18 protein-coding genes and 1 pseudogene are annotated in these 23,997 nt (G+C 68.5%); 7 read left to right on the top strand and 12 right to left on the bottom strand.

Annotation, left to right across the window (positions count from 1 at the left end):
• The first annotated feature begins 51 nt into the window (after positions 1-51).
• On the top strand, positions 52-1,281 hold the full coding sequence (gene fxlM, locus IG99_RS38350) for a methyltransferase, FxLD system (protein WP_037682609.1): 1,230 nt from the start codon (positions 52-54) through the stop codon (positions 1,279-1,281).
• 460 nt (positions 1,282-1,741) lie between these two features.
• Here the strand turns inward: fxlM and haaN are convergent, their stop codons facing one another.
• The 4 genes from haaN to haaT form a co-directional block, all read right to left on the bottom strand.
• Positions 1,742-2,221, bottom strand: a complete 480-nt coding sequence (gene haaN / locus IG99_RS38345; protein ID WP_037682606.1) for a cyclophane-containing RiPP N-acetyltransferase HaaN — start codon at positions 2,219-2,221, stop codon at positions 1,742-1,744.
• A 92-nt stretch (positions 2,222-2,313) separates the two neighbouring features.
• Positions 2,314-3,474 (bottom strand): FxsB family cyclophane-forming radical SAM/SPASM peptide maturase, encoded by a 1,161-nt coding sequence (locus IG99_RS38340; protein ID WP_037682604.1) that lies wholly within the window; start codon positions 3,472-3,474, stop codon positions 2,314-2,316.
• A 13-nt stretch (positions 3,475-3,487) separates the two neighbouring features.
• Positions 3,488-3,691, bottom strand: a complete 204-nt coding sequence (haaA, locus tag IG99_RS38335) for a HaaA family cyclophane-containing RiPP peptide (RefSeq protein ID WP_037682602.1) — start codon at positions 3,689-3,691, stop codon at positions 3,488-3,490.
• Between the two features lie 128 nt (positions 3,692-3,819).
• Positions 3,820-6,585, bottom strand: coding sequence for a cyclophane-containing RiPP biosynthesis TPR protein HaaT (gene haaT / locus IG99_RS38330; RefSeq protein ID WP_199815698.1), 2,766 nt, complete (start codon positions 6,583-6,585; stop codon positions 3,820-3,822).
• Between the two features lie 531 nt (positions 6,586-7,116).
• Between haaT and IG99_RS38325 the strand changes: the two genes are divergently transcribed.
• Positions 7,117-7,866, top strand: coding sequence for an SPDY domain-containing protein (locus tag IG99_RS38325; protein ID WP_037682600.1), 750 nt, complete (start codon positions 7,117-7,119; stop codon positions 7,864-7,866).
• On the opposite strand, the gene IG99_RS52220 is transcribed toward IG99_RS38325, so the two are convergent.
• Positions 7,783-7,968, bottom strand: coding sequence for a TilS substrate-binding domain-containing protein (locus IG99_RS52220; RefSeq protein ID WP_394298073.1), 186 nt, complete (start codon positions 7,966-7,968; stop codon positions 7,783-7,785). The two genes, IG99_RS38325 and IG99_RS52220, sit on opposite strands and share 84 nt — an antisense overlap.
• 19 nt (positions 7,969-7,987) lie before the next feature.
• Here IG99_RS52220 and IG99_RS49845 point away from each other — a divergent pair, with 19 nt between their 5' ends.
• Positions 7,988-8,434 carry a hypothetical protein gene (locus IG99_RS49845; protein WP_234312102.1) on the top strand — a complete coding sequence of 149 codons (447 nt, stop codon included), beginning with the start codon at positions 7,988-7,990 and terminating at the stop codon, positions 8,432-8,434.
• Positions 8,435-8,527: 93 nt separating this feature from the next.
• Positions 8,528-9,235, top strand: coding sequence for a hypothetical protein (locus IG99_RS38315; protein ID WP_037682598.1), 708 nt, complete (start codon positions 8,528-8,530; stop codon positions 9,233-9,235).
• 198 nt (positions 9,236-9,433) lie between these two features.
• Here IG99_RS38315 and IG99_RS44535 read toward each other — a convergent pair whose 3' ends face one another.
• The 5 genes from IG99_RS44535 to IG99_RS38290 all read right to left on the bottom strand — a co-directional run bounded on the left by IG99_RS44535 (position 9,434) and on the right by IG99_RS38290 (position 15,868).
• Positions 9,434-10,435 carry a ParB/RepB/Spo0J family partition protein gene (locus tag IG99_RS44535; RefSeq protein WP_158973325.1) on the bottom strand — a complete coding sequence of 334 codons (1,002 nt, stop codon included), beginning with the start codon at positions 10,433-10,435 and terminating at the stop codon, positions 9,434-9,436.
• A 67-nt stretch (positions 10,436-10,502) separates the two neighbouring features.
• A complete protein-coding gene (locus tag IG99_RS38305) occupies positions 10,503-12,224 on the bottom strand; it encodes a relaxase/mobilization nuclease domain-containing protein (RefSeq protein ID WP_037682597.1) in 1,722 nt (573 codons plus the stop codon).
• On the bottom strand, positions 12,221-12,865 hold the full coding sequence (locus IG99_RS38300; RefSeq protein ID WP_037682594.1) for a MobC family plasmid mobilization relaxosome protein: 645 nt from the start codon (positions 12,863-12,865) through the stop codon (positions 12,221-12,223). The genes IG99_RS38305 and IG99_RS38300 overlap by 4 nt, the downstream gene beginning before the upstream one ends.
• Positions 12,866-12,988: 123 nt before the next feature.
• On the bottom strand, positions 12,989-13,972 hold the full coding sequence (locus IG99_RS38295; protein WP_037682592.1) for a DUF2637 domain-containing protein: 984 nt from the start codon (positions 13,970-13,972) through the stop codon (positions 12,989-12,991).
• Between the two features lie 375 nt (positions 13,973-14,347).
• A complete protein-coding gene (locus tag IG99_RS38290) occupies positions 14,348-15,868 on the bottom strand; it encodes a DnaB-like helicase N-terminal domain-containing protein (RefSeq protein WP_037682590.1) in 1,521 nt (506 codons plus the stop codon).
• Between the two features lie 279 nt (positions 15,869-16,147).
• On the opposite strand from IG99_RS38290, the gene IG99_RS38285 reads away from it, so the two are divergent.
• The 3 genes and pseudogenes from IG99_RS38285 to IG99_RS38275 all read left to right on the top strand — a co-directional run.
• Positions 16,148-16,687: a helix-turn-helix domain-containing protein gene (locus IG99_RS38285; protein ID WP_037682587.1), complete on the top strand. Its 540-nt coding sequence runs from the start codon at positions 16,148-16,150 to the stop codon at positions 16,685-16,687.
• A 160-nt stretch (positions 16,688-16,847) separates the two neighbouring features.
• Positions 16,848-17,144, top strand: coding sequence for a helix-turn-helix domain-containing protein (locus IG99_RS38280; RefSeq protein WP_037682585.1), 297 nt, complete (start codon positions 16,848-16,850; stop codon positions 17,142-17,144).
• A gap of 11 nt (positions 17,145-17,155) precedes the next feature.
• A pseudogene (locus IG99_RS38275) lies at positions 17,156-18,379 on the top strand (tyrosine-type recombinase/integrase); the annotation flags it as partial.
• Between the two features lie 617 nt (positions 18,380-18,996).
• On the opposite strand, the gene IG99_RS38270 reads toward IG99_RS38275, so the two are convergent.
• Together IG99_RS38270 and IG99_RS38265 are read right to left on the bottom strand one after the other, a co-directional pair.
• Positions 18,997-21,567 carry a DEAD/DEAH box helicase family protein gene (locus IG99_RS38270; RefSeq protein ID WP_037682583.1) on the bottom strand — a complete coding sequence of 857 codons (2,571 nt, stop codon included), beginning with the start codon at positions 21,565-21,567 and terminating at the stop codon, positions 18,997-18,999.
• A complete protein-coding gene (locus tag IG99_RS38265; protein ID WP_078948166.1) occupies positions 21,567-23,672 on the bottom strand; it encodes a site-specific DNA-methyltransferase in 2,106 nt (701 codons plus the stop codon). Before IG99_RS38265 ends, IG99_RS38270 begins: the two co-directional genes overlap by 1 nt.
• Positions 23,673-23,997 lie beyond the last annotated feature (325 nt).

The following is a 23,997-nucleotide window of genomic DNA, read 5'->3' as shown; positions in this document are numbered from 1 at the left end:
AACGATCTACCCCTGCCGTACGCACAGCCGGGCACCTTCCGAAAGGACGCGATGAACACCACCACTGGCGCCTCCCCCGACGACCTGCGCAACCGTCTGGTCGACGCCATCCTGAAAGAGGACCTCTCCGGCCTCCGCGACGCACGCGTCGAAACCGCGCTGCGGACCGTACCCCGCCACGCCTTCCTCCCCGACGCGCCCATCGAGGAGGCGTACGCCAACAAGAGCGTGACGATCAAGGAGAACCCCGACAAGGACGCACTCCCGCTGAGCTGCGCCTCCCAGCCCGACGTCGTGCACTTCATGCTGGTCCAGCTCGCCGTCCGCGAAGGCGACAACGTCTTCGAGATCGGGGCCGGCACCGGCTACAACGCCGCCCTTCTCAAGCACCTCACCGGGAAGTCCGGACAGGTCACCACATGCGACATCGCCCCCGACGTGACCGCCTACGCCCGCCGGACGCTGGACGCCAACGGATACGAAGACGTTCGCGTCGTCACGAGGGACGGCGCCCTCGGCGCCCCGGAGTTCAGCCCGTACGACCGAATGATCGCCACGGTCGGCATGTGGGACCTTCCCGGCGCCTGGTGGGACCAGCTCGCTGTCGGCGGACGCCTCGTGGTCCCACTGCGGTGGCGCGGGCTCTCCAGGGCCGTGGCCTTCCAACGCGAGGAGAGTCGGATGCGGTCCGACTCCGTCAAGATGTGCGGCTTCCTCCCGGTGATCGGCCAGGACGGAGAGCGGAACGATTACATCGACGACGACCGGCTCGTCAGGCTCTACTGGGACGAGGACCAGTCCATCGCCCCGGAACTCCTTCGCGACGCGCTCACCCGAACGAAGTCGGTCGTCTGGACCGATGTGACGGTCGGCCCCGTCGAGTCGTTCGACGGCGTCTGGCTGCGGCTGAGCGCCACCGAGCGAGCGACCTGCCGCATCACTGCGAAGCCCGCAGCGGTGGAGGCCGGCCTCCACCGCCCCGCCTCACCCGCCCTGAGCCCCGCCCTCGTCGAGGGGGACTCCATCGCGTACCTCACCCTGGAACGGACCGCCGAAGCCCCCGAGACAGAACCCCGGTTCCAGCTGGGAGCCGTCGGCTACGGCCCGGCCGGCGCCGATCTCGCCGAGCGGATCTGCGCGCAGATCCGCGCCTGGAGCCCGGCCCGGACCGCCGAACCCGTGGTCACGGCCTACCCCGCGGACACACCGGACGGCGACCTCGCCGACGGAGCCTTGATCGACCGGCCCTCCGTGCGGCTCGTCATCGCCTACTGCTCCTGACGCCAGGGGGCGTGGCCGTTGGCAGGTGCGGCCGCGCCCACCGAACGAGAACAGAGCGGCGTTGGAGCACGGGGGTCAGCCCTGCGCGAGGTTCGCCTCACAGTCGGTGCACCGCCGCACGGCCCGTCGCCTCGGATTGCCCGCGGTGGCGGTCGCCGGAGAAGCACTGCTCAACCGCTCCCAGAGCCCAGGTGGAGGATTCGGGATCCACCCCCACCTCGGGGGCCGTACGTCGTCCTCGGTCATGTGGTCGCACCATCCGGGCCTGTGCGCGACCTGCTTCGGGGAGATCAGGATCGTGTCATCCGGGTGAGCACGCCACTCCCTCTTCACGAACGTGCCTACGGAACGCGCGGGCGCCGACGCCGACGAGCCCGGCGGACACTCGCATCCGAGCCCGATGACGATCTTGCCGCCGCACTCGCCGCAGCGCTCTACTTCCACTGGCCTCGTACCACCCTCACGCCCTGCTGGAGTCGACCCGGTAGACGATCTTCCCGTCGGACTCGGTGAACCCGCGCGACTCGTAGAAGGCCCGTGCGCCTGGGTTGTCGCGGTCGGCCATCCATTCCACCCGGCTGCAGCCGGGGCGCGCGGCGGCCAGGGCGCGGAGTTCGTCCATGAGGCGAGCACCGATGCCCTGCCGACGCAGGGTGTCGCGGACGTAGAGCTCCTTCAGGAACAGGGAGTGCGAGGAACCGGCGGCCGGCCAGAGGAAGGAATACGCGGCGAGGCCCACAATGCCCCCGGTCTCGTCCTCGACGAGCAGGGCGGAAGCCAGCGGTGGCACGCCGAAGAGGGCTTCTTCCACCTGGATGCGGCGCTCCTCGATCGGCTGGATATCTGTGTCGGTCGCCCCGTAGAACCGCTCGATCTCCTCGATCAGCTCGGCCACGGCCGGGACGTCCCGCTTCTCCGCGGGACGGATCGTCACGGTCATCGGCGCCTCCTGTCCTTCCTCGATTGCTTCGGTCGCTGCTGCACTCGTTCGTTCCAACGCGTGATCCCCTCCTGGCGGTACGGCACACGCGTCTACGGCGACGAGGCGGCCTGCGCGTAGGGGTCCCAGCCGTGCTGCCGCAGGGAGCCCTGGACGTGTCGGATGAGGTACTCCAGGTCCGCGCAGTAGACAGACGGATTCCGGTAACCCTGGGCTTCGCTGAAGCGGTGTGGGAGGTAGCCACCGCCGCACACGTCCACGAGCGGGCAGGCGCGGCACTGCTCGGCGAGCGCTTCCTTGCCGTGCTGCCGGTGCAGCAGCTTTGGATGCGACAGCGCTTCGTCGAAGGAGTGGCGGAGGACGTCGAGACCGAGCCAGGTGGCACCCTCCTCGACCGACCTCAGGGTGTCCACGGCCTCGATGGAGCCGTCGGACTCGATCACGACGCTCGTCGGCGGGGCCAGGCCGAGCGTCTCCACCGAGCCGCGCACGCCAGAGGTGAGAGCCACGATGTCCTCAAGCATCCGGACGCTGTGCCCGTACTCGGGCCGGGCGAGCCAGGCGTCATACACCCTGCTCATCCACAGCCCGTATTCGGGCACGCTCGGGTCGGAGCGGTGCGGCGGGTCGTCGTGGGTTGCGTGCGGCAGGCCGAAGTCGATCACCGGCGGTTCGAACGCCGCCAGATAGTCGTGGACCTTTACGGGGTCGTTGGCCAGGTCCACGACGGCGAGCAGCCCCGCGAACAGATGTGGCCGCGACCGCAGGAGTTCGATGCCGCGCACGGCGGAGGCGGCGCTCGACCGCCCGGTGTGCGTCAGCCGGTGCCGGTCGTTCGCACGCGGCGGTCCGTCGAGGCTGACGCCCACCGCGACCTCGTACTGTTCGAAGAGGTCCAGCCATGCACCGGAAAGAAGAGTCCCGTTGGTCTGGAGCTCGAAGAGGACCCGGGTCCCGGCCGGCACGCTGTCCCGGACGGCCTGCAACAGATCGGCCATGTGCCCGACACCGACGAGAAGCGGCTCCCCGCCATGCAGGACGACGTGGATGGCCCGAAGGCGGTGCGCGGAAGCGTGCTCACCTATCTGCCGGGCCGCAGCCCGTACCACGGCGAGGTCCATTCGGGCGGGCAGGCGCCGCGCCGCCTGGTCCTTGGAGTTGAAGACGAAACAGTAGTCGCAGTCGATATTGCAGCGGTTGGCGACCTTGAGGATGAACGTCCGGAAAGGAACGGGGCCTTCGGGTTCTGTCATCGAGCGGACGTGCTCACAGCGGCCAGGGCCAGATGAGCGAGGCCGCGTGGGCGCCGTCGCCGACCCGGCTCGTCGCGCCCTCCTCGGCCTCCAGCCGCTTCCGGACACGGGCGGCCACGCGGTCCAGGACGGCGGTGCCGGCCGCCGTCGGCTCCGCGGACGCCGGGCCGACGGGCGTGATGATGCGTGGCTCGGTGACGGACGCGGGTGACGGCATTCAACGCTCCTCGTGAGGTACGTGCCGGAGGTGGCACGGTGCGATGGGGCTGAAGCGACCAGATCAGCCGGAAACTTAGCATCCTCAACCACCCACCTGGCACAGGAAATTCGGCCACATGGTCGGCGTCAACCGGACCGCGGCACCAGCAACCGTTCGATGTCGTCCGCGGCCGCGCTCACGCCCAATCGCCGGTACACGGTCGCGGCGGCTCGAAGCGAGGTCACTCCGTGACCAGGCCCGTCAATCGTCCAGTCGCAGCGGCCGATGCCTTCCAGTGCCCGCGCCTCCTCAAGCGGGCAGCGGGAGTCCCGCGCGAGCGTGAGCCCCTGATCGAAGTGCCGACGGGCGGCCGGCGGTTCATCGGAGGTGAGCAGCAGCATCCCCCAGTGGTTCAGTACCTCTGCCTCGCCGCACCGGTCGCCCAAGTCCCGCAGGATCTCCAAGCCGCGTTGGAACGCCTCGATCGCGCCGTCGCGCTCACCGACGATGCCGCGCGCCACGCCCAGCTCGCTCAGCGAGGCGGCCTCACCTCCGCGGCTGCCGAGTTCGCGGTAAACGTCCAGGGCCTCCACCAGAAGCCGGATCGCCTCTGTCGCATCCCCGGTCACACGCTCCACGACGCCAAGGTGGCGGACGCTGGTCGCGCGGCCGAACCGTTCACCGAGCTCGGTAAAGTGCGTCAGGGCCTGGCTGTGTGCCGTCCGCGCTCCCTCGGTGTCCCCGGTCAGCCGTCGGACGACGCCCAACTCATTCAGCGCGTAAGCCTGGTGCACACGGTCGTCCAGCTCCAGGTAGATGTCGAACGCTTCCTGATGATGCCGCGTGGCCAGGTCGTACGTGCCCATGAGGCAGTGCGCGACACCCAGGTCCCGCAGGGAGTTCGCCTCCCCGTACCGGTCACCGAGTTCCCGGTAGATCGCCAGGGCCTCGCTCTGCGCCTCCACTGCGGCGTCGAACCGACTCATCTGCCGGTGTGTCATGCCGAGATCGGCAAGCGCGTTCGCCTGTCCGAGCCGGTTGCCCAGCTCACGGTAGAGGGAGAGGGCCTCGGTCTGGGCGCGGGCTGCGTCCTCGTTGTCCGCAGTCAGGTACCAGACGATGCCGAGCTGGTTGAGTGCGTCCGCCTTGCCGCGCCGGTCGTCGACTGCTTCGTACGCCGTCACGGCGTCGTTCAGGGCCTCGATCGCCTGTGGGTAGGCGGCCATGAAGCGGCGTACGACCCCCAGCTCGGCGAGAGCATCGCCCCGTGCCCGCTGGTCGCCGGTGTGGCGGGCGGCCTCGGCAGCGGTCCGGTGGAGCCCGACAGCCTGGTCCCAGGGACCGGCCTGGCGCAGGAAGGGCGCCATAGCCGCGGCGAGCCGGACCACGAGGTCATACAGGGCGAGGCCGTTCGCCCGCCGGACGCAGGCCAGGATGTTGGCCCGCTCGGTCTCCAGCCAGCTCAGGGCATCCGCCCGCGACTCCAAGGCTGGGGTTTCCACCCGCGAGGCGCTGTCCGGAGCCGGTGGCACCGCGGCGCCGCTGCGCACGATGTGCCCATTCGCAACGACGAGAGTGGCCAGGTAGTAGGTGCACACACGCTGGACGGCCTGTACGTGGTCCATGCTGTCTCCCTCGGCAGCGAGACCGCGAGCGTAGTCGCGCAAGAGATCATGCAGCCGGTAGCGACTCCCCGGTTGTTCGTCGATCAGATGGTCGTCGTAGAGCGCCTCAAGATGTCGACGGGCCACCACGACCGAGACCTCATCAAGCGCCGCACCGACGTGCGGGTCGAGATCGGTGCCCGGAAAGAAGCCGAGCTGTCGGAAGAAGCGCTGCCGCTCCGGCGCGAGATCCCGATAGGACAGATCGAACGTCGCGGTGACGGCGCGTTCCCCGGCGCGCAGCTCCCCCAGCCGGTCCCGCGCCGCCACCAGCCGCCCGCGCAGGTCCTCGGCGCCCCAGGACGGATGGTGCCGCAACCGTGCCGCGAGCAACGACACCCCCAGCGGCAGACACCCGCACAGTCGCACCAACTCGTCCACCACATCCCGGCCGAGAGCGTCGGCTGGCCGCCCACTGAGCCGCACGAAGAGGTCGACCGCGTGATCCGGCGGCAGTGCGTCCACCGACATGACCACCTCCTCGTTCGCCACCAGCCGCTTGCGACTGGTCACCAACACCAAGCACCCGCTCCCACCGGGGAGCAGCGGCTCCAACTGTCGGTAGCTGGCCGCGTTGTCGAGAATCAGCAGCGCCTTCTTGTCCGCGAGCCTGCTCCGCCACATGGCGGCCCGGGCCTCCGTGACCGCTCCGATGTCGTCACCGACGGGAATCTGCTGCGTCGGCACGCCGGCGGCCGCGAGAAGCGAGGCGAGCGCCTCGCCGGCCTGCACCGGAGTGCGCCCCGGCGTGTGCCCGTTGAGGTTCACGAAGAGCTGTCCGTCGGGGAACCGCTCGGAGAGCAGGTGGCCTGCGTGCACGGCGAAGGTGGTCTTCCCAACACCGGGCATGCCGTCGATCACGTGAACGGGCAGCCCCTCGCCACGCTCCTGTGAGGCCCGCACCGAGCCCACCAGCCGTTCCAGCTCCGCGGCACGGTCGGTGAACGCGGCGGTGTCGCGCGGCAACGAACGCAGCACCTGAGCGGCCCCTGGCCCTGCTCCGTCCTCCGGTCGGCCCGGAGGGGTGGGAGGCCGCGTCTCGGAGAGGCCGGCGAGCAGGGCCGTCAGCCCCGCCATCGTCACGCCCAACACGACGAACGAGAACCAGGCGTGCTCCTGTAACCACCCCAGCCAGCCGGGCCACCGCGACTCATCGGACACGGCGTTCGTGACGAGCCCGACCAGCATTGTGGTCACAGCGCCGCCTCCGGCGACGACGGCGATCGCGATCCCGCGCCGGAGTCTCATACGGAGGCCCCATCAGCCGAGGGAACGGCCGATTCCTGCCTGGTGGCGCTATTGACGCACCACGCACCGCCAACCGACCTGGTCACGAAGGCAACCCCCGAGTAGAACGCCCCAACTTCCCTAACGGAACAGTCCTCGTAGACCTTGGTCAAGGGCGCGTCTGAGCCACGGGGCGCACCAGCTTCCGCAAGGCGCGCTGTCGGCTACGACAACGGCACGGTTAGGACTCCCAAGCTAGTCGATCAAGTGCGGGATGTGGACCGCGCTGCGCGCCATCGGCGGCCGCCCGTCGAGGGCCACCGCGACGTATGACCCTGGCGATCACACGCCGGATCCGCGATGGGCGCGGCCCGCCTCTTTGAGCAATCCCGTCCACCTTTCAACCAGTTCGCCGCAGGCAGACAGGAAAGATGGCGAAACGACTGGCGAACAGCCGCACAGCCATGCCACCCTCCAACACCTTGCCGGAAGACCTGGCCAGCGAAGTGACGCCGATAATCCTGGACGGCCAGTCTTCTACCCCACGAACTCATGGAGGCGCCCCTGCTCCCGCACCACTCCAGCGACCGCTCCCGACCCGACTTGCCCGACCCTGTGTACTGGGTCACCCCGCGTCATCTGGCCGGCGACGACGGTGTGCTCGCCGAACAGATCGGCGCCACCCTGTCCGACCTCGGCTGGCGCATGTGGCCCACCTCCCGTCACACGCTTCTATACGTAAGCCCGGACGGGCTGCGTGGCGCCGAGTGGATCCTCGCGGCCTACCCGTTCGAGCTGGGCGGTCTGCCCGTCGCCTGGCAGCTGAGCGTCCGCGCGCATGCCGCCTCCGCGATGCCGGTGTGGAACGCGTACTTCACCACCGGCGTCTCCTACGAGGCGCTCGCCGATCTCCTCATGGCGCTCGACGCCCGTGAGGCGCCCAATGTCTGCTTCGAGGGGCCTGAGACGGTCCTCGAAGCGTTGAGTGCCCGGGGCTGGATCCGCGATGTGGACCGCCCCCGCACCACTGCCGCAGACCCCGGGTTCTCCTCCTGCGTCTCCCTGGAGATGCTGCCGCCGCTCATCGAGGACGGCGACCCGCGTCCTGACCTGGTGGGCTGGCAGGCGTGGGCGGACCCCGTTCCTGGCGCCCCGTACCTGTGGTGTGCCAGCTTCAGCGCCAGCGTCCCCCATGACTTGGTCGCCGCGTTCGCGTCCTCACTCGCCTCCCCGGTCCCGGTGCCTCGCCACACTGTGCCCGAGAGCGCTGAGGGGCGGCTCACTGTCGTCCGCCGCAGCTGATAGCCGCTGCCCCAGAGGATCCACTGTTGTGCGGCTCGTCGCCGATCTCCCCGAGTAGCAGCAGGTCAGACGTATGAGGCGTGTTCTCCGCGCCTGCCCGATGACAGAGAAGGAGAAAGTCGTGTTCTTTCGACGCGCCCGCGAGGACCGTGCATTCCGTGAAGCCCAGCGTGCGGGCTACGAGCTGCTCCTGCGACTGCAGGCCACCCAGCCATGGCCCGGCTGCCCCGAGCCCCCACCACAGGATCCTGCCGCGGAGGAAGTGGCGGTGCCCGACTTCCTGCCGCCGGAGTTGCGGCTGCCGTCGGCCCAGGAGGTGGCCGGGGTGATGATGCGCTGGCTTCAGCCGCTCGTCGTCGACGGCGAGGTCCGTACGTGCCCCGGGTGCGGCGCGTATCGGGATTGGATCGTCTTCTGCCTGCGCGACGACTCGATATGGCTGCGCTGCCGGGCGGGCCACGAGACGAGGGAGCCCGGCCTGGATGCGGTCTGGTTCAACCGTCACTCCGGTCCTGTCGACCGGTTCCACCCCACTCTCGAAGAGGGCCTGCGCCACCTCGGCCATTGACCTCCCGAAACCCCCGCTCCCCTTCGTACTGCCGACGCCCGGAGGGCCGGCCTGGTCAGACCGTCCGCTTCGCAGGCCACAAAGGGGTTTCCTATGCGCCTTCACACCACGACCGTCCTCAGCCTCAGCGCCCTTGCCGTCCTGACCCTGGCGGGCTGTTCCCATGGCAGCGCCGTCTCCTCCGGCCCGATGTCCTCCCCGATCGTCCCGGTGCACCCAGACGACGAGAGCGTCCCGGCGCCCGCTCCGCTGTCCTCGGCCGCGCTGGCCAAGCGACTCCTGGAAGAGAGCGACCTGGGCCAGGGCTACGCCCGAATGCCGCAGCGTTCCGCGCAGCACGAAAACGTGAGCGTGATCGGCTGCCCGGCACTGGAGAAAATCGGCGGCGACGCGGGGACCGGCGTCAGCCTCGTCTTCCCCCGCAAGGCGAAGGTGTCCTTCACCTACGCCGGCGGCAACAACTCCGAGCTGACCGAGGAGCTGTACAGCGATACTGCGGCGAAGCTGTCCAAGGACATCGGGGAGATCTTCGATGCGATGGTCTCTTGTCCGACGTACCAGGTGGTGTCGGGCAACACCCCCATCACCGTCACACCCCAAAACGTGCCCGCACCCCGGCTGGGGGACGAGCGGTGGAGCCTGCTGCTCACCTTCACCGCTGACGGGCGCAGCAGTCTCATCAAGCAGACGGCCGTCCGCACCGGGCCGATGGTAGTCGTGATCTCCGGTAGCCCCAGCCTGGTCGACGCCCACTTGCACGAGGCGGTCGCCAAGGCCACGGCGGTCAGGCTCACGGGGTGATGGGCCGGGATCGGCAGGCACGGACGGCGTCGCAGGCCCCGAGTCCGAGGCCGGTTCCTGTACCGCCAGATCCCCGCCGTGGTCATGGAGTTGCCTGTCGTTTCCCCACGGTGGTGAGCCCCGTGACCAGGGCGGTCTTCACCGTCCTCGCCCCTGGAGGCCGGAGCCCACAAGGCCGGCCCCAGGGGCGCCGCCGTGTCAGGCCAGGGCGGTCAGGTTCTGGACGAGGGACCGGACTTCGGGCGTGAGGCCGTCAAGGATGTCCCGCCTGTAGGGGGTCTCGGGTCGGGCAGCGAGGTCTTGGACCGTGGCCCAGTTCTCGGCGACCACCCGGAGAGCCTGCTGCGCTTGCTGGACGGCGTTCCGCCGGTGGACGAGGAACTCTTCGGCGCGCTGGTGGGCCTGCTCCCAGGTGATGTCTCCCCGCTCGACGAGCTGGGCCAGGGGCGGGGCGGAGTCTCCGTCGGCGAGGCGGAGAGCGTCCGTGTGCTGCACGGACTGCCGGAGCTGTTCTTCGTGCTGCCGCTGGTCGAGTGCCGCTATGGCGTTGTCAAGGGTGCGGAGGCCCTCCACGACCTGTTCGGCAAGGTCGGGGGCATGCTCGCGCAGGCGGCCGTGCTGGGCCTGGATCTCGGCGGAGCGGGCCTGGCGTTCGCGCACGGTGCTGTAGGCGGCATCGAGGCTGAGCTGGCCGCTGCGGACCTGCTCGGCGAGGGGAGGGTTGTGCTTGAGGACCGTGGCCGCGTTGGAGAGACGGGTCAGGCTGATGCTGTGGACCTTGGCCTGGTGGCGCAGGGAGTGTTCCGAAAAGGAACGGGCCATCGCCACGATCATCGCCTGCTGGCCCTTGCTGATGTGCCGACGTCGCAGGTTGTGGGCGAGGATCAGCCCCTTGGGGTCGCTGCCGCTGTAGGTGGTGAAGCGCGGCTCGACGCCGGCGATCTCGCAGGCGGCCAGACGGTTACGCCCGTCGAGGAGGACACCGTCGGCGGACAGGACGATGGCCTCGTGCTGGCCCTCGGTCTTGATGGACTCGGCCAGGTCGTGCAGCTCGTCGGCGCTCAGCATCGGGAACATGTCGGCGGTGGGGTGGGTCTGGATGATGGGCTCCTCGTCGGATGGGGTGCCGGTGACGCACCGCAGATGTCCTGCGGCGTCGTAAGGCCGGGGGCAGGGCTGTTGTCTTTGATCGGTTGTCATCGTGACTTCGGTGGTTCTCGGTAGCGGGTGCGAGGCGTGCGCGGCCGCTGCGTCAGGGGGCTGGTGCTCACCGCGGCCGGTGAGGGCGGGATGGCGTCTGCGTGGATATGGGGGGTGTCGCTGCGGTGGCCCGCGCTGTGGACCCGACGCGGGGGATGTGGGGGCTACTGGCTTGCGCGGCTCGTGCACCTGGGCCGGGGGCGTGCCGGTCGCCGAGGCGTTGGATACGCCAGACGAGAACTTCGGATGCCGATTTGGCGTCGCTCAAGGAGCGCTGCTGGGCTGCCTGCCGGAGGACGGCTGCGGGGATGTGGCCTGCGGCTTCGGCGGCGGCGAGGGCTGCGGTGAGTGCGGGCCAGGCAGCCTCGGTGAGGATCTGTCCGGAGTGGGAGGGCAGGACCTCGTGCAGGGTGCGGGCGTACCGGTGGACAGTGCTTTCGGAAGGCCGGCGCCTGGCGAGTACGGCGAGGCTGGCGGGGGTGATCTGGTCGTAGGCGGCCTGGAGATGGATGAGCGTTTGGCGAGCGGCGGCCACCTGCCGGTCGTGGTGGTGCAGCGCGCTGCGGCGCTGGGCTGCGACGACGACGAGGATGGCGACGTCCAGGAGCATGGCCAGGCCGGTGTGGTCCGCGGGCTGGTAGCGCATGGCTTTCAGAGCGCCGCGCAGGGCGCGGGCGTGCTGGTGGTCGGCGCGGGCACAGGTGTGGGCGGCGTGCTCGAAGGCGACGGCGGCGCGGTGGAGTTCGGCCTTGAGATGGACGGGGGCGTGGGCGGGCAAGGCGTAGAGGACTTCGCCGAAGACGGTCAGGTGGGCTTGTGCGGCGCTGTCGTCGGCGTGATCAAGGTGGTGGGGGATACGTTCTGCGGCTGCGGTGGCCCGGTGCCAAGGGCTTGGGCGGTAGTGGCCGGCTGGTGAGGCCGCCGTGGCGGAGTGCGCTTCGGCGGCGGCCAGACGCTGCTGGATCTGCGGGAGGGACAGATCGGTGGCGAGGCTGGAGCCGGAGTACCAGATGGGTGTGCCGTCGTCAGGCAGGGCGACTTTGTAGCCGCCGAGGTCGCCGGAGGGCAAAGTGCGGGTCTCGACCTGAAGACCGGCGTCGGCGAGCAGGTTGAAGAACTCGTCCAGGTCCTTCGCGTGGGAGAGCGCGATCCGCACGGTGTGCCGCAGCCGCTCGCGAGCCGTCTTGTGGTGGCCCAGCCGTCGGGCCTTCTCCTGCTCGGCGCGGGTGGGGCGCTTCGCCGCCGGAGTGCCGGTGGCGGCTTCGGGGCCCCGCGGAACCTGGGTGAGGCCGAAGTCCTTCTCGATCCTGGCGAGTTCGGTCATGGCGCGGTGGTAGTCGTTCCAGTTCCGCGGCGGGCGCAGGTCGCCGCGGACTTTGGTGGCGACGATGTGGATGTGGTCGTCCGCGTGGCGCACGGCCACCCACCGGCAGCCGTCCGGATCGCCCTCCGGTGCGATGCCGGTCGCATGGACCATGCGCTTGGCGATCGTCGCCCACTCGGCATCGGTCAGGAGGCGGTCCTCGGGCGCGGCGCGCACCGAGCAGTGCCACACGTGTCCCTCGGGTGCCTTGTCGCCAGCCTGCTCGACCCGCAGATCCAGGGCCTTGGTGAGCTGGCCGAGCCGCTGCTTGTGCCCGGGGCTGTCATACGGGCCGGGGTCCAGAACGAAGTCATCCCAGGAAGCGACGATGTGCTGGTCGGTGTGTTCGTTGGCGCGGCCCTTGTCGAAGAGGTACGCCAGGACGCCGTAGGTGTTGTTGCCCGGCTTGACGATGTTCGCGATCAACTCAGGCCACCCGCCTTCTGCCCGGCTGCCCGGAAAGCCGCGTCGTCGATCGCCCGGACCGTGTCGTGGGCGGTGGCGAGCAGGCGCTCCGCCCGCTGAAGGATCGCGGCGTCCACAGGGTGTGGATCGCCGCCCGAGTTGAGGCGCCGGGCGATCTGGTTGACGTTGTTGCCGATCCGGGCGATCTGCGCCCGGATGGTGGCGAGCTCATCGACCGCATCGTCGTAGACAGTGCGAGGGGCGGCGACGGTGATCTCACCGCGGACGCGGGCCATGGTGGCGTCGGCGATGTATCGCGCCATGGTCACGTGCTCGGCTTTCGCCGCCGACTGGATGTCGTGCTTCTCATGCGGAGCGAAGCGGGCGGTGACGTGCTCGGAACGCTGCGCGTCGAGGTTCGCGCGGCGGTGCGGCGTACGCTGCCTGGCCCCCCTGACGAGACCGGTCGGCTGTCCGCCGGCGCTCACCCGCTCCTGCTCTGGCACGCCCTCGTGCCGGAGCAGCTCCTCCGCCACCCCCGGGGCGGAGGTGTTCGCGATGGACCGGCCTATGGACGGTCCATCGCCATTGCTTGCTCCGCTGTTCAGGCCGGTGGGCATCTCCTGCTGGCGGGTGGCGAGTTCGCGGTGCGGATCGTGCATCGAACTGTTCTCCGTGGGGTGCTGGTGTCCGGTGCTTCGCTTTGCGCGGCCTCGTGCCCCCGCGCTTGTCCGCACGGGGCACGGGGGAGCCGGAAGGGTGGGGCGAAGGTGCGTTTTGCGGGGTCAGGCGGAGCCGACGGGGGCGGTGTCGAGTTCCCTCTGCCGCTGGGAGGCGGCTTCGTCGAGCCCGTCGAGAGGCGCGGTCTCGAAGTCGTCGTACGCGGTGGGCTCGGCCTGGCTGGTGCGCTCGGCCTGCAGCTGGTCGCGGAGGGCTCGGGCGCGTTTCTGGCCGATCCGTAGTGCGCTGCGCAGACGCTCGGCGGTCAGCCGGTCGTCGCTCCAGTCGGCAGTCAGGAGTCGGGCCTCGTCGAGGATTTCGGCGTCGGTGCGGGTTCGGTCGGCGGTCGACTTGGCGGTGGCGCGGAGCCGACTGGTCGCCCGACGCGCGGCAGCCCTGGTCGACTCCACCGTGGCGGCCGACTGGGGCGGTCGGGTAGCGGGGGCCGAATCGTCGGCTTCGGTCGGCCTCGTCACCGCTGCCTCGGCGACCTTCACGGGTGCCGACTCGGTCGGCTGCTCGGGGGCCGATTCGGCCTGGTCAGACCTCGACCTTGCGGCCTGCTCGTCAGCTGGCCGACTCTCCGACTGGGCAAAGGCCGCTTCGGCGGAGTCGGCCGACTCGGGGGTGTGGTGCAGCACCTTCGCCACGAGGTCCGACCCGAAGTAGATCGACCCGACCGGGAGCGAGGTCGCCAGCAGCACAAGGGCACAGTTCGCAGGGTCCCAGTCGGCCAGTCGGCCCCACTGGACCGACTCGGTGTGCAGGGCCGGGATGAGGCCGTGCACGTAGTTCAGCAGGAGGCTGGCGATCGTGTAGGTCGCCAGGACCCGCAGTGCGAACTTGCGGTCGTTGCCGGTCAGCACGAGCGTGGCGACCAGCGCGAGGGCCATCAGCCCGTCGATGACGATCGGGTAGAGCAGGGCGGCGGTGGGGTCGGCGCCGATGGCGCGGGCCACGTCGGACAGCGCGTTCCACGAGACCCGGAAGGCCATGAGGACGACGGCCACCAGGCCGACGACGAGGGTGATGCGTCCGTTGCGGTTCACGCGACGACCTCCAGCGGGTGCGAGTACTCGGCGGCCGGGGCGAGCGGGAGCAGGGTGATGCCGGCGCGGCTGCCGCGTATGGCTGCCGGGGCGCTCGGGGCAGGGGAGTGCAAGGGCGTGGGCTCCGGGGCGAGAGTGAGGCTTGCGGGGGTGGGAGTGAGCGGCGTTCACGGAGGGGGCGTTCACGCGGGCCCCCTTCTAAAGGGGGCCCCGCGCGTGATCGCCTGGGCGCGTGTACGGCGTGGACGCTCGCGTGATCGCTCTACCTGCGGTTTTGCTGTGAGCGTGCGCGCTGTGAGCGGTTCATGGCGGGGTGTTCGCGTGAGGGCCGCGTGTACGGTCGCGTGATCGCTCCGCGTTGGCCGGTGGCGGGGCTCAGCCGACGGCGGTGAGGTGGCGGGAGGAGGCGTAGTAGCGGGTCTGCTGCCCGCCTCCGGCTCCTCCGGCGACGCCGTCGGCCCTGGTGGCCAGGCCGCTGTCGACGAGGCGAGCCAGGTGGCGCCGTGCCTTTTCGACGTCGGCCCGTTCGGGTTCGCCGCCGCCGATGAGGACGGTCGCCAGGTCGCGGGCGGTCATGCCGCCAGGGGCGTTGCGCAGCAGGACGGCGGGGTCCTTGGTCGGGTCGACCGTGGTGGTGCCGCGCTTGTGGTCGTGGGTGACGTCCAGCGGGCCGACCTCACCGGTGGGGGTCTTGAGGTGGTGCAGGGTGACGGCTGGGTCGCCTGCCCGGCCGGTGACGAAGAGGACGCTGCCCGCGCCGGCGGTGATCCAAGTGGAGCCGTAGACCTGGTCCAGGCTGGGGCGCTGGCCGCGTGGGGCGTCGGCGGTGGCCTTGCGCTGGTGGTGCAGCTCCAGGATCTCCACGCCGCCTCGCAGGGCGCGCATGCGGGCGTTGTGGAAGGCGACGGCGAGGCTGTCGTCGACCATCGTGCTGACCGCGTCCTTGAGGCTGTCGATCACGATGGTGTCGGCCTGGTGGGCGGCGGCGAGGTCGGCGAGGAGGTCGGGCTCTTTGTCGAGGGTGGTGGGCAGTGGCCCCTCCCAGACGACGAGCCGCTCACGCAGGATCGCTTCGTCGGTGTCGAAGACGCGGCGGGCCATGGCCTTGGCGATCTGCTTGGGCCGGTCCATTGCCAGGTAGAGCACCCGCCTGCTGGGAGCGACCGGCATCTCCAGGACCGTCTCCTGCAGGCCGAGGCGGGCGAAGATCACCTGGTGGGCCAGGGTGGTCTTGCCGACACCGGGTGCGCCCACGATCATCAGGCTCTCGCCCGGTGCCCAGACGGTCTTCTCTCGGGTGCCCCACAGGGGCTCGGCGTCCGCGCCGGTCTCCTTGACGAAGGACCACCCGTCGATGGCGAAGCGGTTCAGCCGGCCCTGGCCCGAGGCGAGGGCCCGCTCGCGCTCGGCCCGCATCTCCGCTTCGACCTCACTGCGGATCGCCTCGGGGTCGGCGCCCGGCTCCTGGGCACGCTGGACGGTGCGGACCGCGGAGGCGAGCAGGCGGCGGAGGTTGGCCTTCTCGCGGATGATCTCCGCATGCTGCTCTGCGCCACCGGTGCCGTAGTGCACGTCGGCGAGCTGGTGCAGGTAGGGACGGCCACCGACACGCTGCAGGTCCCCTTGCTGCTGGAGCAGCTCGGTGAGGACGATCGGGTCGGTCGGCCTGTCCTCGCGGTGCTGGGCGAGGAGCGCGCGCCAGATCGTCTCGTGCGCGGGGCGATAGAAGGCGTCCTCGCCCAGGATGGGCCGGACCACGTCGATGATGTCGGATTTGTGCATGCAGGCGCCGAGGACCGCGCGCTCGGCGTCCACGTTGTACGGAGGCTCCATAGGCGTGGGGCCCTCGTCGAAGCGGGATGGCATCTCGGGCGGCAGGGTCGTACCCTGAGGCATAGAGCTCCTCACCCGGCAGGCCACTATGGGGCGGCAACCCCGGCGGTGCCGGTTTCGATCGTTCAGGGATGGATGGTTGTGCGGTGGAGCCTCTACCTCGGCCCCGGTGTTCGTAGCACCGGGGCCGCTTGCGTGTGCGGATGCGTCCACCGCTGTACGGCGGACTACGACCATAGCTGAAATTTTCGGAAGCGCAACGCCTTGCATTTCACTCCGCAATGATGTTTAGTTGTGGACGCTCGCCCCAGTGGGCCCGTTGTCGTGTGAAGGGAGGTGCGAATGAGCGGTGAGGAAGGTGCGGAGCGCGCCGGCCCGGGTCGTCCGATGCCGGAGGATCATGCCGCCGCACGCATCAAGCTGGAGCGCGAGGTCCGCGGTTGGAGCACGGTGAAGCTCGCCGAGGAGATGGCCGCTGCCGGCCATCCGATCAACCAGTCGGCGATCTGGCGCATCGAGAGCGGCAAACCCCGTCGCAGGGTCAACCTCGACGAGGCGCTCGGCTTCTGCAAGGTCTTCGACATCACCATGCAGGACCTGACCGGACCGCCAGGAGAGCTGGCCACGCCCCGCATCCGCCAGCTCGCCCAGACGTACGTCCAGATGACGCTGGAGTACCGCCAACTGCGAGCGGCGATCGACCGGAACCAGATGCACCTGCACGAGATCCAGATGGAACTCGACGCCTACGGGGACAAGGGCCCCGAGCAGAGAGGACAGGTCGACGAACTCCTCCGGCTCGAAGAACGAGCCGCGATGAGAAGCCTGCACCCTTCCCAGGCACACCTGCGAAACCAGGAGCAGCCGCCCGCCGACGAGTAGCCGGCCGTTGCCCCACCGGCGCTACGAACGCCGAGAACCCCATAAGCGCGGCGACCCCTGTCGCCGACGATCACCCATCCATCCCTGAACGACGCCACCGGCCAGGCCGACGGGAGTTGCCGCTCCCGCGAGGCCGCGATGCCGGCGGGAGGAGTACCCCTTGTCGCAGCCCGCCCTGCCCATATCCCAGATAGCCCAGCTCCTGGACGTCCCCGAAGACGCCCTGCGCACCCTGATGGCCGAGCGGCGAACCGCCAGCGACACAACCCTGGTCGCCCTCACCGTCACCGAGGCCGCCCGCCGGATCGGCATCGGCCGCACCAAGCTGTACGAGTACGTCTCCTCCGGCGAGATCGCCTCCGTCAAGATCGGCAGCCTGCGCCGCATACCCGCTGAGGCGGTCGGTGAGTTCCTAGCCCGACGCTTTCGGGCCTCGGACTTCGACGCTGCGGCCTGAGGCGGGCGCGCATGGCAAAGGCCAAGAAGCCCAGCACGTCCCGCCAGCCCAACGGCGCCTCCTCGATCTTCCTCGGGAAGGACGGTCGCTGGCACGGCTATGTCACCGTCGGCGTCAAGGACGACGGCACCCCGGACCGGCGCCACGTCAGCCGCAAGACGCGCCCCGAGGTCACCAAACTCGTGCGCGAACTGGAGAAGCAGCGCGACTCCACCGGTGTCGCCAAGGCGGGCCAGACCTGGACCGTCGCGACGTGGCTGACCCACTGGGTGGAGAACATCGCCGCGCCCAGCGTCGGCGAGAACACCATCGACGGCTACCGCGTGGCGGTCTACCACCACCTCATCCCCGGCCTGGGCGCCCACCGCCTGGAGAAGCTGGAGCCGGAACACCTGGAGCGCTTCTACCGGAAGATGCAGGCGAACGGCAGCTCCGCCGGCACCGCCCACCAGGCGCACCGCACGGTCCGCACGGCACTCAACGAGGCCGTACGCCGCCGCCATCTCGCCATCAACCCGGCCTCCATCGCCAAGGCCCCCAAGCTCGAAGAGGAGGAGGTCGAGCCGTACACGATCGAGGAGGTCCAGCGCCTCCTCCTCGAAGCGGGCAAGCACCGCAACACCGCCCGCTGGGTCATCGCCCTCGCCCTCGGCCTGCGCCAGGGCGAGGCCCTCGGGTTGCAGTGGGGGGACGTCGACTTCGAGAACGGCGTGATCCTCGTACGCCGAGGGCGCCTGCGGCCCCGCTACAAGCACGGCTGCGGCGACAAGTGCGGGCGCAAGCCCGGCTATTGTCCGCAGAAGATCAGCATCCGTCGCGAGACGAAGGACACCAAGACCCGCGCCGGCAAGCGCCCGATCGGCATGCCCGAAGAGTTGCTCAAGCTGCTGCGGCAGCACAAGGAGAAACAGGACCGCGAGCGCACTCTCGCCCGGGACCTGTGGGTGGAGAAGGGGTACGTGTTCACCTCGCCGATCGGCGAGCCGCTCAACCCCAACACCGACTTCCACCGGTGGAAGGACCTGCTGAAGGCGGCGAACGTCCGCGACGGACGCCTCCACGACGCCCGGCACACCGCCGCCACGGTGCTGCTCATCCTCGGCGTCCCCGAAGCGGTCGTCGACAGGATCATGGGCTGGGAGCCCGGCAAGTCCGCCCGGATGCGTCGCCGCTACCAGCACCTCACCGGCCAAGTGCTCCAGCAGACGGCAGCGAAGGTCGGCGCCCTGATCTGGGGCTCAACACCGCACCAGTTCCCGGCGACACCTGGAGGTCCCGTGTCGGGTTTGAGTCAGGGCCCCGTACAAGCAGGGTCGGATGTGTACGTGGCCTGTCTCGGCGAGCGGTATGTTCCGTTCCTGCACAACGAGCATGCCCAGGCCGTGGTCTCCCAGTGGCGCGCCGATCACCCTGGCAAGCCTGCGCATGTGGAGAAGTGGGACCGGCCGCAGTGGGAGCGCGAAGGCCCTGGCGGCGTGCAAGCTATCCGCGACCGCATGCCGGACCGCCGGGTTGTCCACCATGCCCACGCCATGTTCCTGCCCGGCGGCGAACGGCTCAACATCGGCCGCGACGAGCAATGGTCCACGCCAGCCTGGGAGTTCGAAACCGATCTCTACACGGATCTACCGGTGCGCTGGCACACCACCCGCCGATCTGGCCAGGAGGTCGAGGCTCAGGTCCGCGGCACGGACCGCGAGGCTGTGACCACGGCGTTCGCCGATGCTCGTGCACAGGCTGTGGATAGGGCCAGGAATCCCGGAAAGTACGGGGACGGCTACGCGTAGTAGCGAGCTGTGGCGTTACGAAGCCGGGCGGCGAGTGTCCGTCGCCCGGCTTCACGTCGTTCAACCTACTGGCCGAAGCCCTTCAGGAACTCCCAGGACCCTTGAGCGTCCTCGACGTCCTGCTCGCCCACAAGGAGGTACTTCCAGGTGATGTCGACGTCTGGTGAGGAGTTCGCGGTGTTGGCCCACCTCCGGGCTGCCTTGCGCTTGGCAACCACCTCGGCAGAGGTCATGTCCTTGTCTGCCTTCGTCTCAACCAGCCAGCCGATGCGCTGCCCGTCCACCTTTTCGATGACGACGAAGTCAGGGTTGTACTCTCGCCCCTCCGAGGTCCATTTGATGGGCACATCGTTGATGTGCAGACGGGCCCACACGACCACGTTCTTGCCGCTGTCGATAGCGTTGGCTGCCTTGAACTCCGGCGAGGTGTCAAACCAGGCATGGCTGTAGAGGTTCTTGCTCCAGCCGTTGAAGGCGATCGCCTTGTCGAATGAACCATCGGCATGGCCGGCCACCTGGCGCTTGCGCGTCTCGCGAGTCTTGGTGAGTGCGACGAGCTGTACGTCGTCGTCATAGGTGACCTGGGCCTGGGTTACGTCTCGGAGGGTTTTGGCCACCTCGGTGGCGAGACGCTGGCCACACCGGTCGACGAAGGCAGAGAGATGGTCGGCTGCCTTCTCCCCCATCGCTTCAATGAGGCGGTCGACGATGCGTTGGGCAGCTCCAAGCTCCAATGCGCGATTCGGCACGCCCTTGACGGACATGACTCGGCGGACGAGCGCTTCCCGCGTAACCGAGAGAGGGATGTCGAGCGGCAACGCGGAGACTATTTTGTCGTTGGCTGTCTCGGTCGCCGTCGTGACCTTGCGGCCGTCGTGACTGGCGACGATCTTCGTCCGCTTCAACTCATCGGAATAGTCGGCGGTGAGGGTGCGGCCGAGCCGCTCAAACGGGCCGTAGTCGACGATTTCGTTAAGGCTGACCTGGGCGAACTGCGGCACCGAGATCAGCTTAGGGATCAGGATAGGTTCTCGATCAGGCAGCGGATCGTAGTGGACCACCGTGGAGGTCTTCTTGGCGGCCTCCGCTGCCTCGCGCGTACGGGTTTCCACATCCACAACCCCGCGCCCATCGGGGGCAGCCGGCGCGGGGACTGCTGGAGTGACTCCCGAGGTCAATCCCCGCCCAGTAGCCGACGCACCGCTCTGGCTGACGTTGTCTCCCTCAGGCCGGCTGGTATCGCCGGCCTGAGAGAGACCACCTCCGGGAAGGCCGATGACCTCCCCGTCACTCTCGACCGTCTTCTGGCGGACCACGGAGCTGCCATCGGCCAGTCGCCGTACTTCTGCGTATGTGGCGTAGTCGATGAAAGCCTCGTTGAGGACCTTCCGCTTCTCCAGTAGCTCGCTGTACTTCTCGTGGGCCAGGATTTCGAGCGTGTCGAGGATCTCGACATCCGTGTACTTGCTGAACGGAAGCCGCATACCGCGGCCGAGGGTCTGTTCGGTCATGACTTCCGAGACCGATGCCCGCATGGAGGCGATCACGTAGACGCTCTTGACGTCCCAGCCTTCCTTCAGCATTCCGACGCTGATGATGATGCGGACCGGCGAGTCAGGGTTCTCGACGGCTTGGAGATCGGCCAGAGCCTTCTCTTTTGCATCGCCGGTCAACTTCGAATGAATCAGGAGCGTCTTTCCAACCCACGCACCACCGTCGAAGCTGCCCGAGTCGAGGACGGCCTGGAATTCTTCGGCCTCCTCAATGTTCCGGGCGATGACCAGCATTACTGGGTTCACCCGGGGCAGACCATTCTCGTCACAATAGGCGTCGACGGCTTGGCCCTTGTAACGCAGCAGATTGACGCCGTCGAGCAGCTTCGTCTCGACGTCAGAGCGGTCGTCACGGCGAGCCACCATCACGGGGGTCTTCACGAGCTTGTCCGCGATAGCGGCGGCCAGCGGGTAACGGAATGCAACGAGGGACTCGTCCGCTCTAACGGGCGTGGCAGTCATACCGACTACGAGCTCGGGCTTCAAGTCCCGGATGGTTCGAGAGAACGCCGGTCCTCGGTAGCAGTGGTGCTCGTCCGCCAGAATGACGAGGTCATCGAGCCGCGCGAGGTGGTCGAAGAAGGACATGCCCAAGTTTTCCAGGGGCACGTGTGTTGCACGCCCCTCGCCTGTAGCTGACGTCAGGGCCTGAACCGTAAAAACGTACAGCTTCGTGACCGTCGGATCATCGATCGCGACTCGGGTGGACTGCGCGTTGAAGTTGTCGGCCGTGATGACGTACGGGGCGGATCGCAGCATGTGCCGCAGCGACTTCGGGTTGCCAGCGGTGAAGTTGAGGATCGACTTGTCCCGGATTGTCCGTCCGGGCGCCAACAGCAGGAAGTTGCGGACCGGGGTCGCAGCTCCGGCCAGGTACTCCATCAGTCCGGCCATGACGTAGGTCTTTCCCACGCCGGTGGCCGAGTCCACGATGCACTCGTACGGCTCAGTCTCCTCCTGCACGTCGTAGTGGTCGGACGTGCGGAGAATCACCGACTCGATGGCTTTGCGGTTCGGCTCACGCAGGTCGAGGCGGTGGGCGACCTCGGCCAGGAGGTCGGGCTGGAACTGCAACTCGCCCATCAGGCGGTCTCCCCTTCGGTAACGGCGGCAACGGTGGTGGTCTCAGCCGGTTCCTCGGTGGCCCGAGGTGATGGGACCGCGGAACGACCTGCGCCGAACGGAGACTTGCGGGCTGACTTGCGCCGGTAGTTGTCGAGAACCTTGTCAGGAATGAGTTCGAGCCGGGATCCGCGGCGGGCCTGCTTCAGTGCCTCGGCGGCACCGTCCTGGATTTGGGTGGCCCACACTTCCACGACCTCGTCCTCTGCGAGCCTGTCGACGATGGACGCGACGGTGCCCGTACCGACCATGCCGTCGATGACGACGTAACGGGAACGGCCCTGCTTGGCTGCGAAGATGCCGTCGGGCTTGTAAGGGACGGACAGCTGGGCGCACATCGCCTCGGCCAGTGCGCCTTGGACGGCCCAGTCGGCCAGCAGGACCATGCCACTCATCTCGACGAACATGGACTCGCCGACCTGGAGATGAGTGAAGCTCCCCCCACCGTGCCAGTTGACGTTCTTGACGTTCTTGGTCTTGGTGGCCGCCTTGAGTGCCTTGACGGTGCTGGCATCGAGTTCGGACCCGACAGCCTTGGTGACCTTGGTGAGCAGCCGGTTGAACTCGTGCGCCTCGTCCGGCGTCATTCCATCAGGAAGGCCGCCCTCGCGGTCTTCGTCATCGTCAACCGCCGAGACTCGCTCGGTAACGGTGGTGATGCCCCCAGGATCCTGGCCGTTGACGACCTTGGCGAGCCGGGGCAGCGTGTATCGGGCCACGGTCTCGGGCAACAGTTCGCTGGTCACCCATCGCCGGCCCATCTTGTGGGCGACGGCCGCGGTAGTGCCTGACCCGGCGAAACAGTCCAGGACGATGTCGCCGGGATTGGAGGCGATGTGGATGATGCGGGCCATCAGAGCCTCCGGTTTCGGCGTCGCGAACGGATGCTCGTCAGGGAACAGATTCTTGATTTCGATCTTGCCTCGAAGGTTTCCTCCGACTTCGCTTCCCAGCCAGAGCGTCTCGGGAACGCGACCGTTGTCCTCCAGATGCTTCTTGCGCTGGATGCGCTCCCGGAGGCCGAGCATCACGATGTCGGGCCAGTGCCCCGCGTCATAGCGGGCGCGGGCGATTTTGGCGGCCTCTTCGACGGGCACCGACAGCATGATCGCTGGAACGCCGGCCTTGACCTTGTCCGCTGTTGTCCCGCAGATGCGTGCGCGCTCCTCTTCGTCGCCGATGTCACGCAACTCGTACGGCGCATACTCCGACATCTGCTTCAGCATCCACGACTGCGCCTTCCCCCAGCAGCGGCCAGCAGTCGGATACATCAGGCCCCCGGTGACAGGGTGCTGGATCGCGTAGACCATCGGATGGTTCGTTGCCGCCTTGCCCGCGGTCGCATCTCCGTCACGCCAGGGCACGGGGTCCCCGTCACGTGACTGGTAGCGGCTCGTGTTCGAGGAGGCGAGCCTGGGCATTCTGTTCGGGGACCAGGACTCGGACTTCCGGTAGACCAGGATCGTGTCCTGAGACGTCGAAAGCAGCCTGGTGTCGTTTCGGGGCGAGTCCGCCTTTTGCCAGGCGACCTCTGCAACGAAGTTACTCTCCCCCAGCTCCTCGTCGAGGACAACACGGCACCTATGCGACTCCATGTGATCGAGGTGCACCCACACGGTTCCGTCGTCCGCGAGCAGCGGCCTGATCTGGCGGATCCGGTCCCGCAGGAGGGTGAGCCAGATCGAGTGCGCGATGTTGTCTTCGTAGTTGGTGAATGCCTGACCTGTATTGAAGGGCGGGTCGATATAGACCAATTTCACCCGACCCAGGTACTTCTCGGCATAGGCCGGAATCTTGGCGAGCGCGTCCAGTACGTGCATCGCATCGCCGGTGATGAGGAGGTTGTCGTGGGTCGGCGCCGGCAGGTCTGCCGGACGACCTTCGGGTGTCGGTGCCTCGACTCGATCAACCTCGTGGAGGAGCCGGACCTCGGAGACCCTGTAGTCCGACGGTTCGACGAACGTGTAGTCGTACCTACCGTCTCCGGTCGACAGCAGCGTCTTGTCTTTGTCGGTCCAGGTGAGTTCGAGGCGCCCCTGGTGTCGGGGCGTCGAGTTCGAGGTCATGCAGCGTTCCCTTGCAGGTTGAAGGTGACCAGCCTATTTTGTCGCACTCCTGCCGCACCGGTATGCGAATCCTCTCTGGACACGTCCTACCACCTGCATCCCGCACGCCGCATAGGGCCGCCTGCCGGAGTGCGCCACGCCTCGACGTCTCCTCTGTTCCTCAAGGTCGGGCTTGCTTGAGACGAGCCGTCGCGGCAACGGGCTGCGGGCTAAAAACCGGCCCCCTGAACCCGGGGGAACGGATCCAAGGGGGCTAGACGCGGCCACCGACGAACCGTCCTTCTGATCAAACCTCCAGACGGGCGAACCATCTCGGTCGTACCGT

Origin of the sequence: Streptomyces griseus subsp. griseus (genome assembly GCF_000720255.1) — a bacterium.
Taxonomy (GTDB): Bacteria; Actinomycetota; Actinomycetes; order Streptomycetales; family Streptomycetaceae; genus Streptomyces; species Streptomyces griseus_I.
The sequence above is the reverse complement of the archived record's forward strand: the minus strand, read 5'-3'. Positions and strand labels throughout refer to the sequence as shown.